Genomic DNA, 17,786 nt, shown 5'->3' with positions numbered 1-17,786 from the left:
TTGAATTCTAAGGCTCCTGCAGGCATCAACCCTACATGCGTGTCGTGACAGCAATAGCATGACGCGAAAGCTTGTCCACTTCCGACACGAAACCCAGCGAAGCACGTTGCGCAGCAATGCGCGAGCCGCTTGAAATGTTCCTTGCTTTCTTTGCGTGCATTGCACAAAGTCGCGTGAATTAAAGAGGGGCGGCACCATCCGCGCGCAAACCGGAACAACCGGGCAAGGGCAAGTATGTCAATCAAAGCAAGCATCTATCATCTGACGCATTATAAATATGACAGTCCAATTCGCCTCGGACCTCAGATCATCAGATTGAAGCCTGCGCCGCATTCTCGTACCCATGTCATCAGCCATTCGTTGAAGGTCACGCCCGCCAATCACTTCGTCAACCTTCAACAGGATCCTTACGGCAATTTTCTGGCCCGTTACGTTTTTCCTGATCCGGTCACGGAGTTCAGGATCGAGGTCGATCTTGTCGCCGATATGACGGTCTACAATCCCTTCGACTTTTTCGTGGAAGAAAGCGCCACCTACTGGCCTTTCGAATATCCCGAAACGTTGAAGGCCGACCTGTCGATCTACCAGACGCCGGAACCGACCGGCCCACTTCTGGAAAACTACCTGAAAACCCTCGACTGGACGGCGGGCCAGCCGACTGTGGATATGGTCGTCGGTCTCAATGCCCGGCTGCAAAGCGAAATCGGCTATGTCATCCGCATGGAAACCGGTGTGCAGACGCCGGAAGAAACGCTTTCCTCTGCCAAGGGCTCGTGCCGCGACACAAGCTGGCTGCTGGTGCAGATCCTGCGCCATCTCGGCTTTGCCGCGCGTTTCGTCTCCGGCTATCTCATTCAGCTGACGCCGGATTTGAAGGCGCTGGACGGCCCCTCGGGAACCGAGGTGGACTTCACCGATCTGCACGCCTGGGCGGAAGTATATCTTCCCGGTGCAGGCTGGGTGGGCCTCGATCCGACATCTGGCCTCCTGACCGGCGAAAGCCATGTGCCCCTGGCTGCAACCCCGCATTTCAGCAATGCTGCGCCCATTTCCGGCGGCTATTATGGCCAGGCCAACACCGAATTCGCCTTCGATATGAAGGTCACCCGTGTGGCCGAACATCCGCGCATCACCAAGCCGTTTTCGGACGAAAGCTGGGACCGCCTGAACGCCTTGGGCGAACAGGTAGACAAGGTGCTGGCCGAGCAGGACGTGCGGCTGACCATGGGTGGCGAACCGACTTTCGTCTCCATCGATGATTTCGAATCCGGCGAATGGAACACCGATGCCGTCGGCCCGACAAAGCGGGAAAAGGCCGATGTGCTGATCCGCAAACTGCGCGAACGCTTCGCCCCCAATGGTTTCCTGCATTACGGTCAGGGCAAGTGGTATCCGGGCGAGAGCCTGCCGCGATGGACGTTTTCGCTCTATTGGCGCAAGGACGGCAAGCCGGTCTGGCACAATCCCGATCTGGTCGCTCGCGAAGGGGCCGATACCGGCGTCACATCGGAAGACGCAGAAAAGCTGCTGACCAACATCGCCACCAATATCGGTATCGCGCCGGAACTGGTACTGCCAGCTTACGAAGACCCGGCGGAATGGCTGATCAAGGAAGGCAACCTTCCCGACAATGTCGATCCGTCCAATTCCAAGCTGAAAGACCCGGAAGAGCGCAACCGCATCGCCCGCGTGTTCGAGCGTGGCCTTACGACACCGACCGGTTACATTTTGCCGGTGCAGGCGTGGAACGCCAAGGCGACCTCCGAGAAACGCTGGATGAGCGAAAAGTGGAAGACCCGGCGCGGTCGCATCTTTTTGGTGCCGGGCGACAGCCCGGTCGGGTACCGCATTCCGCTTGGCACCCTGCCCCACGTTCCGGAATCCAAATTCCCCTATATCCACCCGGCTGACCCCTCGGTTCCCCGTGGACCGCTACCGGATACCCAGGCCCCGTCCGCCCGTGCTTTGCCCGAAGCCTCGTTTCAGGCTTCGGAAGGGACAACGCAGGAGCGCATCGAGCAATCGATCAGCGATATCAATGGCGAAGTCCGCACTGCCATGTCCGTCGAAGCCCGCGACGGGCGGCTCTGCGTCTTCATGCCGCCGGTGGAACGCATCGAGGATTATCTCGATCTCGTCGCCGCCGCAGAAGCCGCAGCGACCGATCTCGGCCTGCCCGTGCATATCGAAGGCTACACCCCGCCGCATGATGAGCGGATGAACGTCATCCGCGTCGCGCCCGATCCCGGTGTCATCGAGGTCAATATCCACCCGGCTGAAAGCTGGAAGGATTGCGTCGATATCACCACCGCGGTCTATGAGGACGCCCGCCAGACCCGGCTGGGTGCGGATAAATTCATGATCGACGGTCGCCACACAGGCACCGGCGGCGGCAACCATGTGGTGGTGGGCGGTGCCAACCCCAACAACAGCCCGTTCCTGCGCCGTCCCGATCTGTTGAAAAGCCTCGTGCTGCACTGGCAGCGCCATCCATCGCTGTCCTATCTGTTCTCTGGCCTGTTCATCGGCCCGACCAGCCAGGCACCGCGCATCGATGAAGCCCGCCATGACAGCATGTACGAGCTGGAAATCGCCATGGCGCAGGTGCCGATGCCGGGCGAAGGCGCAGCACCGCTGCCGTGGCTGGTGGACCGCCTGTTCCGCAATCTGCTGACCGATGTTACCGGCAACACCCACCGCTCCGAGATTTGCATCGACAAACTGTTTTCGCCGGATGGCCCGACCGGTCGTCTTGGTCTGGTGGAGTTCCGCGGTTTCGAAATGCCGCCGAATGCCCGCATGTCGCTTGCCCAGCAATTGCTGGTCCGCGCCATCATCGCCCGCTTCTGGAAAAACCCGTCTGGTGGCAAATTCGTGCGCTGGGGCACGGCGCTCGCAGACCGTTTCATGCTGCCGCATTACATCTGGGCCGATTTCCTCGATGTTCTTGCAGACCTGAAAGACAACGGCTTCGACGTGAAACCGGAATGGTTCGTAGCCCAGCTGGAGTTCCGCTTCCCCTTCTTCGGCGAGGTCGAATATGAGGGCTCCAAACTGGAGCTACGCCAAGCGCTGGAGCCATGGCATGTCATGGGCGAACAGGGTGCCATCGGCGGCACCGTGCGTTATGTGGACAGTTCGGTTGAGCGTTTACAGGTGCGGCTGGAAACCTCCAACCCGTCCCGCTACACCGTGGCCTGCAATGGCCGCGCCGTGCCGATGAAGCAGACGGATGATTCAGGTGTTTCCGTTGCCGGTGTGCGCTTCAAGGCGTGGCAGCCGTCACAGGGTCTGCACCCGGCCTTGCCGGTCAACACTCCGTTGACCTTCGACATTTATGATACATGGTCGAACCGATCGATCGGCGGCTGCATCTATCATGTTGCGCATCCGGGCGGGCGAACCTATGAGACGTTCCCCATCAACGGAAACGAAGCAGAAGCAAGACGCCTTGCACGCTTCGAGCCCTGGGGGCATACCGCCGGTCACTATCCGCTGTGGCCGGAAGCAGCGTCACCGGAATTCCCGCTGACGCTCGATCTAAGACGCCCGCAGGGAGTGTGACTTCGTTGGCAAAGGCACCGGCACGGAAACGGATAGACGCGAAACCCGGCATGGCATCCATGCTGGGCTACCGTGCCCTACCCGGTATTGCCGATGAGATGCTGGATATCAACGGCCGCATCCGCCCGGTCTGGCAACCTTTCGTCAATGCGCTGGAGCGCATGGGCGAACGGGAACTGCATGAGCGTTTTGCCCGCACCGACCGTTATTTGCGCGATGCCGGCGTGTTTTATCGCGATTACAGCGCGCAAGGAAACAGCGAACGCAACTGGCCAATCTCACACATTCCCGTTCTCATCGACGAGAAGGAATGGGAAGCCGTCTCGCGCGGTCTCGTCCAGCGCGCCAATCTGCTGGAAAGCATTGTGGCGGATTTTTATGGCGAAAACCGACTGGTACAGCAGGGCTACGTGCCGCCGTCGCTGGTCGCCTCCAACCCGGAATATCTGCGCGCTCTGGCGGGCGTGAAACCGGCCAATGGCCACTATCTGCACTTCTGTTCGTTTGAAATCGGGCGCGGGCCCGATGGCAACTGGTGGGTGCTGGCGGACCGCACCCAGGCCCCGTCGGGTGCGGGGTTTGCGCTGGAAAACCGCGTGGCCACCACCCGTGCCTTTTCCGATATCTATGCCGAATCCCATGTCCATCGTCTCGCCTCATTCTTCGGCGCGTTTCGCGATACGTTGCAGTCGCACCGTCAGCATCCCGATGAGCGGATCGCGGTTCTGACACCCGGCCCCGCCAGCGAAACCTATTTCGAACATGCCTATATCGCCCGCTATCTCGGCTTCATGCTGCTGGAAGGCGAAGACCTCACCGTCGTCAACAACCGCGTCATGGTGCGCACCGTGGCGGGCCTGAAGCCTGTAGGCGTGTTGTGGCGGCGTTTAGATGCATCCTATACCGACCCGCTGGAGCTGGACCAGAACTCCCATATCGGCACGCCGGGCATGGTGCAGGCGCTGCGCTCCGGCTCGCTCAGCTTCGTCAATGCGCTGGGCACCGGCATTCTGGAAACCCGTGCGCTGCTCGCCTTCATGCCCGCCATCTGCCGCCATCTGCTGGGCGAAGACCTGGCCATGCCGTCCATCGCAACATGGTGGTGCGGCCAGCCGTCCGAGCGCGAACATGTGGCACACAACATCGAGCGCATGGTCATCGGCCCCGCCTATTCGCGCCTGCCCTTCTTCGATGATAACGGCCAATCCGTTCTCGGCTCCACACTGCGCGAAACGGCCAAGGATTCCATCGGCGACTGGCTGGAAAGCGACGGCAACAAGCTGGTGGGTCAGGAAGTCGTCACACTCTCCACGACTCCAGCCTATATCGATGGCAAGCTGGTGCCGCGCCCCATGAGCCTTCGCGTGTTCGCGGCCCGCACGCAGGATGGATGGCAGGTCATGCCCGGCGGCTTTGCCCGCATTGGCCGCAGCAACGATACGGCCGCGATTGCCATGCAGGCTGGCGGCAGCGCCGCCGATGTCTGGATCGTCTCCGACAAGCCGGTGGAGCGCACCACGCTTTTACCAGCGGAAGAAAACTTCATCCGCAATATGCCCGGCAGCCTGCCGAGCCGTGCCGCCGACAATCTGTTCTGGCTGGGCCGCTATATCGAGCGCGCCGAAGGGGCGCTGCGCATTCTGCGCGCATGGCACGCTCGCTATGCTGAATCCGCCGATCCGAAACAGCCGCTTCTGGCCCACGTCACCGCCTACCTCGAAACTGTCGATATCGACGTCGAGGAAGCCGTTCCCGCAAGCCTCATCGCCAATATCAACAGCGCGATCTATTCCGCCAGCAATATCAGAGACCGTTTCTCGCCCGATGGCTGGCTGGCGCTGAACGATCTGTCAAAAACCGCACGCCGCTTCCAGAGCAAGGTTGCCGCCGGTGATGACGCGACCCATGCCATGACGGTGCTCTTGCGCAAACTGGCGGGCTTTGCCGGTCTGGTGCATGAAAACATGTATCGTTTCACCGGCTGGCGGTTCCTCTCCATCGGTCGTTATCTGGAACGCGGGCTGCATTTGACCCGCCTTCTCGGCCATATGAGCGGCCCGGATGCACCTGACGGGTCCTACGACATGCTGCTGGAAATCGGCGACAGCGTCATGACCCACCGCCGCCGTTACAATGTGAACACGGCAGGTCTAACCGTAATGGACCTTCTGGGCCTCGATCCGCTCAACCCGCGGTCCATTCTCTTCCAGCTCAACGAAATCCGCACCGAGGTGGAGCAACTGCCCAATGCCTTCGTCAATGGTCAGATGTCATCCTTCTACCGCGAGGCCATGCGCGTCCATTCCGGCCTTGCGGTGATGACGCCGGAAAACCTGTCGCCTGCCGTCTTCCGGCAGCTGGAACAGGATCTGGAACATCTCTCGGACGTTCTTGCACAGACATATCTCGGATAGCCCATGCTCTACGATCTGACGCTGCACATGGGCTATATCTACGACACGCTGGCGTCCGGTGCGCGCCACATCATTCGTATCATGCCGCTGTCCATCCCCGGCAGGCAAAGGCTCATTGCGGGCACACTCAGTGTTTCACCCTCGCCGGAAGAGCGCACCGTCTTCGACGACTTTTTCCAGCAGACCGCGACATCCGTCTATCTGCGCGCCTCGCATGACAAGCTGGATATCCGCATGCAGGCCCGCGTCTCGGTGGAAAGCACATCGCTGACCGCAGATTTCTCACCGGAACTCGTCAAGCTGCCGCGGGAACTGGCCAATGTCTGGTCGCTCGATCCGCAATCGCCGCACCATTTCGCGGGCATCAGCCCGCGCATCGGGGAAAACGCCGCGATTGCAGCCTATGCCCGCGAGACCATCACGCCCGGCATGACAATCCGCGAAATCGCGATGGCGCTGTGCAAACGCATTTACAAGGACTTCAAATATGATGGCGAGGCGACCACGGTGGATACGACACCGGCGCAAGCCTTCAAACTGAAACGCGGCGTCTGCCAGGATTTCTCCCACATCATGATTTGTGCGCTGCGCAGCCTCGGTATTCCCGCAGGCTATGTCAGCGGCTTCCTGCGCACCATTCCGCCAGCCGGCAAGGAACGGCTGGAAGGGGCGGATGCCATGCATGCCTGGGTGCGCGTCTGGTGCGGCGAGGCGACGGGTTACATCGAACTCGACCCCACCAACGACATCGTCGCGGGCAGCGACCACATCGTCGTCGGTTACGGTCGAGATTACGCCGACATCGCCCCTGTGATCGGCGTGCTGAAAAGCTACGGCAACCAGCAGACCACGCAGGCCGTGGATGTCATTCCGGTCAAAGCCTGACTGTCCCACAACGCGACCACCGGCGTGTCGGGATGACGCAGCGCCTCGTTTCACGACGAAATTCCGTCCCGTTTTGAGCACTCGCTCAATTTGCGCAGGTTACGTTAGGAAAATCTACATCGCCACGCAGTAGTGCTGATTCCATACAACAATCCAACAGGTGAACATGATGTTCAACGGGGCCGGAATGAAGACACGGATGCGGGCGCTGTTGCGCGACAGACAGGGCAATTTTGCCATGATAACGGCCATCACGCTGCCGCTCTTGATGGGCTTTGCCGGTGCTGGGATCGAGTTCAACAAGGCACTTCAGGTCAAATCCGATTTGCAGAACGCTGCCGATGGCGCGACTTTGGCCGCAGCCACCATGTTCCGCGAATCCGCAGGCGACAAGAGCGATGAAGAGCTGAAGACAGTCGTCAAACAGTTTCTGAGCGGCCAGGAATTCGCACAGGATATGACGCCAGCCGCCCAGAAAACCTTTGGGGACAATACCGACGTCGTGCCTGTCAGAAGCAACACCACCAAAGGCACCAATTTTAAAATTTCCACGACAGTCCGCTACCAGATGCCGCTCAATCCGCTGCTCGGTCTTGTCGGGGCAACCTCGATAACGATCAGCGCCACCAGCACCGCGGAAAGCAGCTTCAACAATGGCGCGCCCTTGTCCATGTATCTGGTACTGGACCGCTCCGGGTCAATGTCGTTCAAGACCAACACGGTCGATAGAAGCAAGTATTCGTGTGCCAACTATGATGAGAATAGCTGGCCCAATCCGATGGACAGCACCAGACCGTGCTACGTCAACAAAATGACGTCTCTGAAAACCGCTGTCAGCTATCTGGTGGATACGCTCAACAAATCAGACCCGACATACAAATCGAGCGGCTCGCCCGAATCCAGTCTCGTGCGGACTGGAGCAATCGCATACAATGACAAGAGTTCACTGCCACAGGCACTGAACTGGGGTACGAAAAAATCGAACACCTATATTCAGGCCCTGTCGGCCACGGGTGGGACGGATGCGAATGCGGCATTGACAGCTGCCTATGATGCTCTCAAATCCTCAAATCCGGCTGAGGCAAAAGCGCAAAAAGATGGCGAAAACAAATCGTTCCAACGGTTCATCGTTCTGATGACAGACGGCGAAATGACCGGTGACAGCGCAAACTGGAATTCCTCAGTCGATGCTGCCGTTCGCAACACCTGCGTCAAAGCCAAAGCCGACGATATCAAAATCTTCACCGTCGCCTTCATGGCACCCGCCAAGGGCAAATCGCTTCTCCAGGCCTGCGCCACTAGCGCGGACAACTATTACGCGCCGGAGAATATGGAAGAAATCGTCGAGGCCTTCGGTGACATCGCCAGAAAAGCATCCGGCAATGTCAGCCGTCTGACGAACTGAAATCCTTAACCGCCATTTGATAGACCACGGAAACCACAGGGGTTTCCGTGGTTTTTTATTGCTTTCACATAGCGACCATAAGCATGTTGTAACACTCTAAGTCATTCACGTTTCCGATAAAACGGCTGTTGCCACAACCTCGTATCGGTGCATAAATTGCCAACATGACAACCACGCCGATCGACAGAATCAGACACTCTCCTCCCACCAAGGTGCTGACCGACCAATGATCAATAAACTCGAAACCAACGATCTTCCTCGCCCTGCGCCGCGCAGCTCGGAGCCAGATGTTCTCGCCTCCGAAATCATCGAACGACTGACCTATCGCATCGGTAAGGACGTAAAGGTTGCAAAGCCGCATGACTGGCTGACCGCCACCATTCTGGTCATCCGCGACCGTGTCATCGACAAGTGGATGGAATCGACCCGCAAGGCGTATCAGCACGATTCCAAGCGGGTTTATTATCTGTCGCTGGAGTTTCTGATCGGCCGGTTGATGCGCGATGCCATTTCCAATCTCGGCCTGATGGGCGAAATCAAGGAAGCGCTGACATCGCTGGGTGTCGAGTTCGATGTAATCGCCGGGCTGGAGCCGGATGCGGCGCTGGGCAATGGCGGTCTTGGCCGCCTCGCCGCCTGCTTCATGGAATCCATGGCAACCGTCGATATTCCCGCTTACGGCTATGGCATTCGTTACGTCCACGGCCTCTTCCGCCAGCAGATGGCCGATGGCTGGCAGGTGGAACTGCCCGAGACATGGCTTGCCCACGGCAACCCCTGGGAGTTCGAGCGCCGCGAAAGCTCCTATGAAATCGGTTTTGGCGGTGGCGTCGAGACCGTCGGTGGATATGAAGACCCCGAGCGTTTCGTCTGGAAACCGTCCGAGCGCATGATTGCCACGGCCTTCGACACACCCGTGGTCGGCTGGCGCGGCACCCGCGTCAACACGCTGCGTCTGTGGTCGGCCCAACCGATCGACCCGATCCTGCTCGATGCCTTCAATGCGGGCGACCACATCGGTGCTCTCAGAGAAAGCAACAAGGCCGAAGCGCTGACGCGCGTGCTTTACCCCGCGGATGCCAACCCGGCCGGACAGGAATTGCGCCTGCGCCAGGAGTATTTCTTCTCATCGGCCTCGCTTCAGGACATTTTGCGACGCCATTTGCAGCAATATCCTGATTTTTCGAACCTGCCGGACAAGGTCTCCATCCAGCTCAACGATACGCATCCGGCCATTTCCATCGCTGAAATGATGCGTCTTCTGTGCGATATGCACGGCCTGGAATTCGACGAAGCCTGGACGCTGACGCGCGGCACCTTCTCCTACACCAACCACACGCTTCTGCCCGAAGCGCTGGAAAGCTGGCCTGTGCCGTTGCTGGAGCGGCTATTGCCGCGCCACATGCAGATCATCTACGCGATCAATGCGCAGACGCTCGTCTTTGCCCGCAAGGAAAAAAAGCTGGTCGACCAGCAGATCCGCTCCATCTCGCTGATCGAGGAAGGCGGTGAACGCCGCGTGCGCATGGGCAACCTCGCCTTCATCGGTTCGCATTCCATCAACGGCGTGTCGGCGCTTCACACGGAGCTGATGAAGGAAACGGTGTTTTCCGACCTTCACATGCTCTACCCCGACCGCATCAACAACAAGACCAACGGCATCACGCCGCGCCGCTGGCTGATGCAGTGCAACCCCGGCCTCACAGGCCTCATTCGCGAATCCATCGGCGATGATTTTCTGGATGACGCGGAAAAGCTGGTGGCGCTGGATCGCTTTGCAGACGATGCCGGTTTCCGCGAGAAATTTGCCGAAATCAAGCGCCAGAACAAGGCCCGCCTTGCCAATCTGGTCGCGCAGCGCATGGGCATTCGCGTCGATCCATCCGCCATGTTCGACATCCAGATCAAACGCATCCACGAATACAAACGCCAGCTTCTGAATCTGGTGGAAGCCGTTGCTCTTTATGATCAAATTCGCTCGCGCCCGGAACTGGATTGGGTGCCACGCGTTAAGTTCTTTGCTGGCAAAGCAGCGCCGAGTTATCACAACGCCAAGCTGATCATAAAGCTCGCAAATGATATCGCGCGTGTCATCAATAACGATCCGGCAGTACGCGGTCTTCTGAAAGTGGTTTTCATTCCAAATTATAACGTGTCTCTTGCGGAAATTATGGTTCCGGCGGCTGATCTGTCCGAACAGATTTCCACGGCCGGCATGGAAGCATCCGGCACTGGCAACATGAAATTCGGTCTGAACGGCGCGCTCACCATCGGCACGCTGGACGGCGCAAATGTCGAAATGCTCGAGCATGTCGGTGCAGAAAACATCATGATTTTCGGCAAGACCGCAGAAGAAGTGTCGCAGGCACGCGCCGATGGACACAATCCGCGCGCGATCATCGAAAATTCGGCCGAACTGTCTCAGGCCCTGTCTTCCATTGCGTCAGGCGTGTTTTCGCCCGATGACCCCTCGCGCTTTGCAGGCCTGATGGACGGCATCTACAACAACGACTGGTTTATGGTCGCCGCAGATTTCGACGCCTACGCACTAGCACAGCGTGACGTCGATGCCATCTGGAGCGAACCGGCAAGCTGGTACGAAAAAACTGTGCGCAATACGGCACGCATGGGCTGGTTCTCGTCTGATAGGACGATCCGGCAATATGCGTCCGAAATCTGGAGAGCCTGATGAAAAAACCGCTCAATTCTGCCGAAGAGAAAAAGACTGGCACCATCGCTAAGGCTGAGATCGAGGCAATCAAGAGCGGTTTGCATTCCAACCCCTTTGCCGTCCTGGGCGTCCACCAGACGCCGGACGGCTTTGTGGCCCGCTGCTTCATTCCCGGTGCGGAAGAGGTGACGGTGATGACACTGGACGGCAATGTTGCGGGTGAGTTGACCCGTACCGATGCCGACGGCTTCTTCGAAGGCCCCATCACGCTTTCCAAACGTCAGCCGATCCGCTACCGCGCGCTGCGCGACGATGCGGAATGGGCCGTCACCGACCCTTACAGCTTCGGCCCGGTTCTCGGCCCCATGGACGATTATCTCGTGCGGGAAGGCTCGCACCTGCGCCTGTTCGACAAGATGGGCGCGCATCCGCTGAAGCTTGAAGGCGTCGAAGGCTTTCATTTTGCCGTCTGGGCACCCAACGCCCGGCGCGTGTCTGTCGTCGGCGATTTCAACAATTGGGATGGCCGCCGCCACGTCATGCGTTTCCGCAAGGACACCGGCATCTGGGAAATCTTCGCGCCGGATGTTTATGCCGGATGCAGCTACAAGTTCGAAATCATCGGTCCACATGGCGAGTTGCTGCCACTGAAAGCCGACCCATACGCCCGCCGCGCCGAATTGCGCCCCAAGAATGCCTCCGTCACCACGCCGGAACTCGTTCAGGACTGGGATGACGAGGCGCACCGTAAGCATTGGGCCAGTATCGACCAGCGCCGCCAGCCGATCACCATTTACGAGGTCCACGCCTCCTCCTGGCAATATGGCGACAATGGCGATTTCCTGACATGGGATGAACTGGCCGCACGGCTCATTCCCTACTGCGCCGATATGGGCTTTACCCATATCGAGTTCATGCCTGTAACCGAGCACCCCTATGATCCGTCCTGGGGCTATCAGACCACCGGCCTCTACGCCCCCACTGCGCGTTTCGGCGAGCCGGAAGGCTTTGCCCGTTTCGTCAACGGCGCGCACAAGGTTGGCATCGGCGTGTTGCTGGATTGGGTTCCTGCCCACTTCCCCGTCGATGAGCACGGCCTGAAATGGTTCGACGGAACGGCTTTGTATGAACATGCCGATCCACGCCAGGGTTTCCACCCGGACTGGAACACGGCAATCTACAATTTCGGCCGCGTCGAGGTCATGTCGTACCTCATCAATAACGCGCTCTATTGGGCCGAGAAATTCCATCTCGATGGCCTGCGCGTCGATGCCGTGGCGTCCATGCTCTACCTCGATTATTCCCGCAAGGAAGGCGAGTGGGTGCCCAACGAATATGGCGGGCGCGAGAACCTGGAATCCGTGCGGTTCCTTCAGCAGATGAACACGCTGATCTATGGCAACCACCCCGGCGTCATGACCATTGCCGAGGAATCCACCTCATGGCCCAAGGTCTCCCAGCCCGTGCATGAAGGCGGTCTCGGCTTCGGCTTCAAGTGGAATATGGGCTTCATGCACGACACGCTGAGCTATTTCCAGCGCGAGCCGGTGCACCGCAAGTTCCACCATCAGGAACTCAGCTTCGGCCTGCTCTATGCCTTCTCAGAAAACTTCGTCCTGCCGATTTCCCATGACGAAGTGGTACACGGCAAAGGCTCGATGATCGCCAAGATGCCCGGTGACGACTGGCAGAAATTTGCCAATCTGCGCGCTTACTACGCCTTCATGTGGGGTTATCCCGGCAAGAAGCTGCTGTTCATGGGGCAGGAATTTGCGCAGTGGAGCGAGTGGAGCGAGAAGTCGTCGCTGGACTGGAACCTGCTGCAATATCATATGCATGAAGGCATGCGCCGGCTCGTGCGCGATCTGAATTTCATGTACCGCTCCAAGGGCGCGCTGCATGCACGCGATTGCGAACCGGAAGGTTTCCAGTGGCTGATTGCCGATGACCACGAAAATTCGGTTCTGGCATGGCTGCGCTTGGCACCGGGTGAAAAGCCGGTGGCCGTCATCTCCAACCTGACGCCTGTCTACCGGGAAAATTTTTACGTGCCGCTGCCGACAGCCGGGCGCTGGCGCGAAGTGCTCAACACCGATGCCGAGATTTATGGCGGCACCGGCAAGGGCAATGGAGGACGCGTGCAGGCTGTGGATGCAGGCGGCAGCATCGGCGCGACACTGACATTGCCACCGCTTGCCGTCATCATGCTGGAGTTGGAAAACTAAAAGGACACCGAACACACAATCGGCGCTTTGATATTATGGGAACATACGGGAATTTTTCGGGAGGATTGCTATGAGTGAGAAAAGAGTTCAGCCGCTGGCGCGTGATGCGATGGCCTACGTTCTTGCGGGCGGCCGTGGCAGCCGTTTGAAGGAACTGACGGACCGACGCGCAAAGCCCGCCGTCTATTTCGGCGGCAAGGCCCGCATTATCGATTTTGCGCTGTCGAATGCGCTCAACTCCGGCATTCGCCGCATCGGCGTTGCCACGCAATACAAGGCACACTCGCTCATCCGCCACCTCCAGCGCGGTTGGGACTTCTTCCGCCCGGAACGTAACGAAAGCTTCGACATTCTGCCCGCCTCCCAGCGCGTGTCTGAAACGCAATGGTATGAAGGCACCGCCGACGCGGTCTATCAGAACATCGATATCATCGAGCCTTACGGCCCGGAATATATGGTCATTCTGGCGGGCGACCATATCTACAAGATGGACTACGAATACATGCTGCAGCAGCATGTGGATTCGGGCGCGGATGTCACCATCGGCTGCCTTGAGGTGCCGCGCATGGAAGCCGTTGGCTTCGGCGTCATGCACGTCAACGAAAAAGATGAAATCATCGATTTCATCGAAAAGCCCGCCGATCCGCCAGGCATTCCCGGCAATGAAGACATGGCGCTCGCCTCCATGGGCATCTACGTCTTCCATACAAAATTCCTGATGGACTGCCTGCGCCGCGATGCTGCCGATCCCAATTCCAGCCGCGATTTCGGCAAGGATATCATTCCCCACATCGTGCGCCACGGCAAAGCGGTTGCGCATCGCTTTGCGGCATCCTGCGTCCGCTCCGATTTCGAAAACGGCCCCTACTGGCGCGATGTCGGTACCATCGATGCATATTGGCAGGCCAATATCGACCTCACCGACATCGTTCCCGATCTCGATATCTACGACAAGTCCTGGCCGATCTGGACCTATGCGGAAATTCTGCCGCCTGCCAAATTCGTGCATGACGATGACAAGCGCCGCGGCTCTGCCACCTCATCTGTCGTTGCGGGTGACTGCATCATCTCCGGTTCGTCGCTAAACCGAAGCCTGCTGTTTACCGGTGTCAGGGCAAATTCCTACTCACGCCTTGAGAATGCCGTAGTGCTGCCGAGTGTAAAGATCGGTCGTCACGCGCAACTCAGCAATGTGGTGATCGACCATGGCGTCGTCATTCCGGAAGGACTGATCGTTGGCGAAGACCCGGAACTGGATGGCAAACGCTTCCGCCGCACGGAAAGCGGGATCTGCCTGATAACCCAATCGATGATCGACAAGCTGGATTTGTAGACCTCATGAATGTTCTTTCGGTTGCGTCCGAAGTCTATCCACTCATCAAGACCGGGGGGCTCGCCGATGTTGCTGGCGCGCTTCCCATCACACTCAACAAGTTCGGCGTCACCACCCGCACGCTCATCCCCGGCTACCCGGCCGTCAAGGCTACCGTGACCGACGCGGTCCAGATCGCCGAGATGGACCTGCTCGGTGAGCATGCCGATATTCTGGAGGCGCATCATGAAGGTCTCGATCTTCTGATCCTCGACGCGCCCGCCTATTACGATCGCCCCGCCGGCCCCTATCTTGATTCCACCGGCAAGGATTTCGCCGACAACTGGAAGCGCTTTGCAGCACTGTCACTGGCGGCGGCCGAAATCGCCGCTGGCAAACTGCCGGGCTGGAAGCCGGACCTGATGCATGCCCATGACTGGCAGGCTGCCATGGCGCCTGTCTATATGCGCTATGCCGAAACACCTGAAATTCCCAGCATTCTCACCATCCACAACATTGCCTTTCAAGGCCAGTTCGGCGCAAACATTTTTAGCCAGCTTGGTCTTCCAGCGCATGCCTTCAACACCGAAAGCATCGAATATTACAACGACATCAGCTTCCTGAAGGGTGGTGTGCAGACGGCAACGGCGATTACCACCGTTAGCCCGTCCTACGCAGAAGAAATCCTCACGCCGGAATTCGGCATGGGGCTGGAAGGCGTTATCAGAAGCCGTGCCCATGTCATGCATGGCATCGTCAACGGCATCGATGCCGAAGTCTGGGACCCGGCCAGCGACCATCTGATCAACCACAATTATTCCGTCGCCAATCTCAAGCTACGCACGCTGAACAAGATGGCTGTCGCCAGCCATTTCCGCATCGATCAGGATAGCGGGCCGCTGTTTTGCGTCATTTCGCGCCTGACATGGCAAAAGGGCATCGATCTCGTCAGCGAGGTCGTGGACGACATCGTTGCCATGGGCGGTCGTCTCGTGGTTCTCGGTGCGGGCGAAATCTCGCTGGAAGGCGCGCTTCTGGCCGCAGCTTCGCGCCATCCCGGCCGCGTCGGCGTTGCCATTGGCTATAACGAGCCGCTGTCGCACCTCATGCAGGCAGGCTGCGATGCCATCATCATCCCTTCGCGTTTCGAGCCCTGCGGCCTGACCCAGCTTTACGCGCTGCGCTACGGCTGTCTCCCGGTCGTTGCCCGCAATGGCGGGCTGAACGACACCGTCATCGACGCCAACCACGCAGCCATCGCTGCCAAGGTGGCAACCGGCGTGCAGTTCTCCTCCATCACCGCCGACGGTCTGCGGCACGCCATTCGCCGCACCGTGCGCTTTTATCGCGAACCAAAATTGTGGACGCAGATGCAGAAGCAGGGCATGAAATCGGACGTTTCCTGGGAAAAAAGCGCAGGCCTTTACGCCGAGCTTTACGCCCAACTTATTTCGAAAGGCCAATAAATGACGATCACCACTGTCCAGACCAAACCATTTCAGGATCAGAAGCCGGGCACATCGGGCCTTCGCAAGAAGGTACCGGTTTTCGCGCAGGAAAATTACGCGGAAAACTTCATTCAGTCGATTTTCGACAGCCTGGAGGGCTTTGCCGGACAGACGCTGGTGATCGGCGGCGACGGCCGGTATTACAACCGCGATGTCATCCAGAAGACCATCAAGATGGCGGCAGCGGCTGGTTTCGGCAAGGTGCTGGTCGGCCAGGGCGGCATTCTGTCGACGCCCGCGGCATCCCACATCATCCGCAAATACAAGGCCTTCGGCGGCATCGTTCTCTCGGCCAGCCACAATCCCGGCGGCCCCAACGAAGATTTCGGCATCAAATACAACATCGGCAACGGCGGCCCTGCCCCTGAAAAAATCACCGACGCCATTTTCACCCGCACCAAGGCGATCGAGACCTATCGCATCTCGGACGCTGCCAATGTCGATCTCGACACGATCGGAACGGCGGATGTCGACGGCATGACGGTTGAGGTCATCGACCCCGTCGCCGATTATGCCACGCTGATGGAAGAGCTGTTCGACTTCCCGGCCATCCGCAACCTGATCGCCGGTGGCTTCAAGGTCGTGGTCGACAGCATGAGCGCCGTCACCGGCCCCTACGCGGTCGAAATCATCGAAAAGCGTCTCGGCGCGCCCGCAGGTTCGGTCCGCAACTCCATTCCGCTCCCCGATTTCGGCGGCCACCACCCCGACCCGAACCTCGTTCACGCCAAGGACATGTATGACGACGTGATGAGCGCCGACGGTCCCGATTTCGGTGCTGCTTCCGATGGCGACGGCGACCGCAACATGGTCGTCGGCAAGGGCATGTTCGTCACACCGTCCGACAGCCTTGCCGTCATCGCCGCCAATGCAACACTGGCGCCCGGTTACGCCGCAGGCATTTCCGGCATTGCCCGCTCCATGCCCACGAGTGCTGCCGCAGACCGCGTGGCCGAAAAGCTCGGTATTGGCATGTATGAAACGCCGACCGGCTGGAAATTCTTCGGCAATCTTCTGGACGCGGGCAAAGTCACCGTCTGCGGCGAAGAAAGCTTCGGCACCGGCTCTAACCATGTGCGCGAAAAAGACGGTCTCTGGGCCGTACTCTTCTGGCTGAATATCGTGGCTAGCCGCAAGGAAAGCGTCAAGGACATCGTCACCAAGCACTGGGCCGAATATGGCCGCAACTACTATTCACGCCACGACTATGAAGAGGTCGACAGCGACGCGGCTAATACGCTGGTCTCCATCCTGCGCGAAAAGCTGGCCACCCTGCCCGGCACCAGCTATGGCGCGCTGAAGGTCAAGTCCGCCGACGACTTTGCCTATAACGACCCGGTCGATCAGTCCGTCAGCAAGAACCAGGGCATCCGCATCCTCTTCGAAGGCGGCTCCCGCATCGTCATCCGCTTGTCCGGCACAGGCACGGCGGGCGCCACGTTGCGCCTCTACGTCGAACGCTATGAAGCCGATGCATCGCGCCACACCATCGAAACGCAGGCGGCTTTGGCCGATCTGATTTCGGCAGCGGACGCGATTGCGGGGATCAAGAAGCATACGGGGCGTGATGCTCCGACGGTTATTACGTGATGGTTCGCTAGGGCAGCGGGTGGGGTTTACCCCCCTCTGCCTGCCGGGCATCTCCCCCACAGGTGGGGAGATCAGCTGGGCGCACCAATATTGCCCCAATCTTGACGTCAGAGATTACCGAGCAGCCGCCACGAGTCGATCTCCCCCGTTGAGGGGGAGATGTCCGACAGGACAGAGGGGGGTGAGCCCCACCCACAAGCCTTAAACGCGGA

General features: G+C 59.0%; 9 protein-coding genes. All 9 read left to right on the top strand.

What is annotated here, in order from left to right; translation table 11 throughout:
* Window positions 1-234: 234 nt before the first annotated feature.
* The 9 genes from RRU01S_RS00960 (at window position 235) to RRU01S_RS00920 (ending at window position 17,574) form a co-directional block, all read left to right on the top strand.
* Window positions 235-3,564: a transglutaminase family protein gene (locus RRU01S_RS00960; protein WP_045228372.1), complete on the top strand. Its 3,330-nt coding sequence runs from the start codon at window positions 235-237 to the stop codon at window positions 3,562-3,564.
* Between the two features lie 5 nt (window positions 3,565-3,569).
* Window positions 3,570-5,978 carry a circularly permuted type 2 ATP-grasp protein gene (locus RRU01S_RS00955; protein WP_412674263.1) on the top strand — a complete coding sequence of 803 codons (2,409 nt, stop codon included), beginning with the start codon at window positions 3,570-3,572 and terminating at the stop codon, window positions 5,976-5,978.
* A 3-nt stretch (window positions 5,979-5,981) separates the two neighbouring features.
* Window positions 5,982-6,863: a transglutaminase family protein gene (locus RRU01S_RS00950; RefSeq protein WP_045228371.1), complete on the top strand. Its 882-nt coding sequence runs from the start codon at window positions 5,982-5,984 to the stop codon at window positions 6,861-6,863.
* 187 nt (window positions 6,864-7,050) lie between these two features.
* The gene (locus RRU01S_RS00945; RefSeq protein ID WP_108722531.1) at window positions 7,051-8,268 is read left to right on the top strand and encodes a vWA domain-containing protein; all 1,218 of its coding nucleotides are present in this window, start codon (window positions 7,051-7,053) and stop codon (window positions 8,266-8,268) included.
* Between the two features lie 226 nt (window positions 8,269-8,494).
* Window positions 8,495-10,957 carry a glycogen/starch/alpha-glucan phosphorylase gene (locus RRU01S_RS00940; protein WP_045228370.1) on the top strand — a complete coding sequence of 821 codons (2,463 nt, stop codon included), beginning with the start codon at window positions 8,495-8,497 and terminating at the stop codon, window positions 10,955-10,957.
* Window positions 10,957-13,164 carry a 1,4-alpha-glucan branching protein GlgB gene (gene glgB, locus RRU01S_RS00935; RefSeq protein WP_045228369.1) on the top strand — a complete coding sequence of 736 codons (2,208 nt, stop codon included), beginning with the start codon at window positions 10,957-10,959 and terminating at the stop codon, window positions 13,162-13,164. The genes RRU01S_RS00940 and glgB overlap by 1 nt, the downstream gene beginning before the upstream one ends.
* A gap of 70 nt (window positions 13,165-13,234) precedes the next feature.
* On the top strand, window positions 13,235-14,497 hold the full coding sequence (gene glgC / locus RRU01S_RS00930) for a glucose-1-phosphate adenylyltransferase (protein WP_045228368.1): 1,263 nt from the start codon (window positions 13,235-13,237) through the stop codon (window positions 14,495-14,497).
* A 5-nt stretch (window positions 14,498-14,502) separates the two neighbouring features.
* Window positions 14,503-15,942 carry a glycogen synthase GlgA gene (gene glgA / locus RRU01S_RS00925; protein WP_045228367.1) on the top strand — a complete coding sequence of 480 codons (1,440 nt, stop codon included), beginning with the start codon at window positions 14,503-14,505 and terminating at the stop codon, window positions 15,940-15,942.
* On the top strand, window positions 15,943-17,574 hold the full coding sequence (locus RRU01S_RS00920; protein ID WP_045228366.1) for an alpha-D-glucose phosphate-specific phosphoglucomutase: 1,632 nt from the start codon (window positions 15,943-15,945) through the stop codon (window positions 17,572-17,574).
* The last annotated feature ends 212 nt before the right edge of the window (window positions 17,575-17,786 follow it).

This window comes from Agrobacterium rubi TR3 = NBRC 13261 (assembly GCF_000739935.1).
GTDB lineage: Bacteria > Pseudomonadota > Alphaproteobacteria > Rhizobiales > Rhizobiaceae > Agrobacterium > Agrobacterium rubi.
The sequence above is the reverse complement of the archived record's forward strand: the minus strand, read 5'-3'. Positions and strand labels throughout refer to the sequence as shown.

Bases quoted from the DNA above. Each gene is read 5' to 3' on its own strand.
- RRU01S_RS00960 (WP_045228372.1), top strand. From the start codon at position 235: ATGTCAATCAAAGCAAGCATCTATCATCTGACGCATTATAAATATGAC.
- RRU01S_RS00950 (WP_045228371.1), top strand. From the start codon at position 5,982: ATGCTCTACGATCTGACGCTGCACATGGGCTATATCTACGACACGCTG.
- RRU01S_RS00945 (WP_108722531.1), top strand. From the start codon at position 7,051: ATGAAGACACGGATGCGGGCGCTGTTGCGCGACAGACAGGGCAATTTT.
- RRU01S_RS00940 (WP_045228370.1), top strand. From the start codon at position 8,495: ATGATCAATAAACTCGAAACCAACGATCTTCCTCGCCCTGCGCCGCGC.
- glgB (WP_045228369.1), top strand. From the start codon at position 10,957: ATGAAAAAACCGCTCAATTCTGCCGAAGAGAAAAAGACTGGCACCATC.
- glgC (WP_045228368.1), top strand. From the start codon at position 13,235: ATGAGTGAGAAAAGAGTTCAGCCGCTGGCGCGTGATGCGATGGCCTAC.
- glgA (WP_045228367.1), top strand. From the start codon at position 14,503: ATGAATGTTCTTTCGGTTGCGTCCGAAGTCTATCCACTCATCAAGACC.
- RRU01S_RS00920 (WP_045228366.1), top strand. From the start codon at position 15,943: ATGACGATCACCACTGTCCAGACCAAACCATTTCAGGATCAGAAGCCG.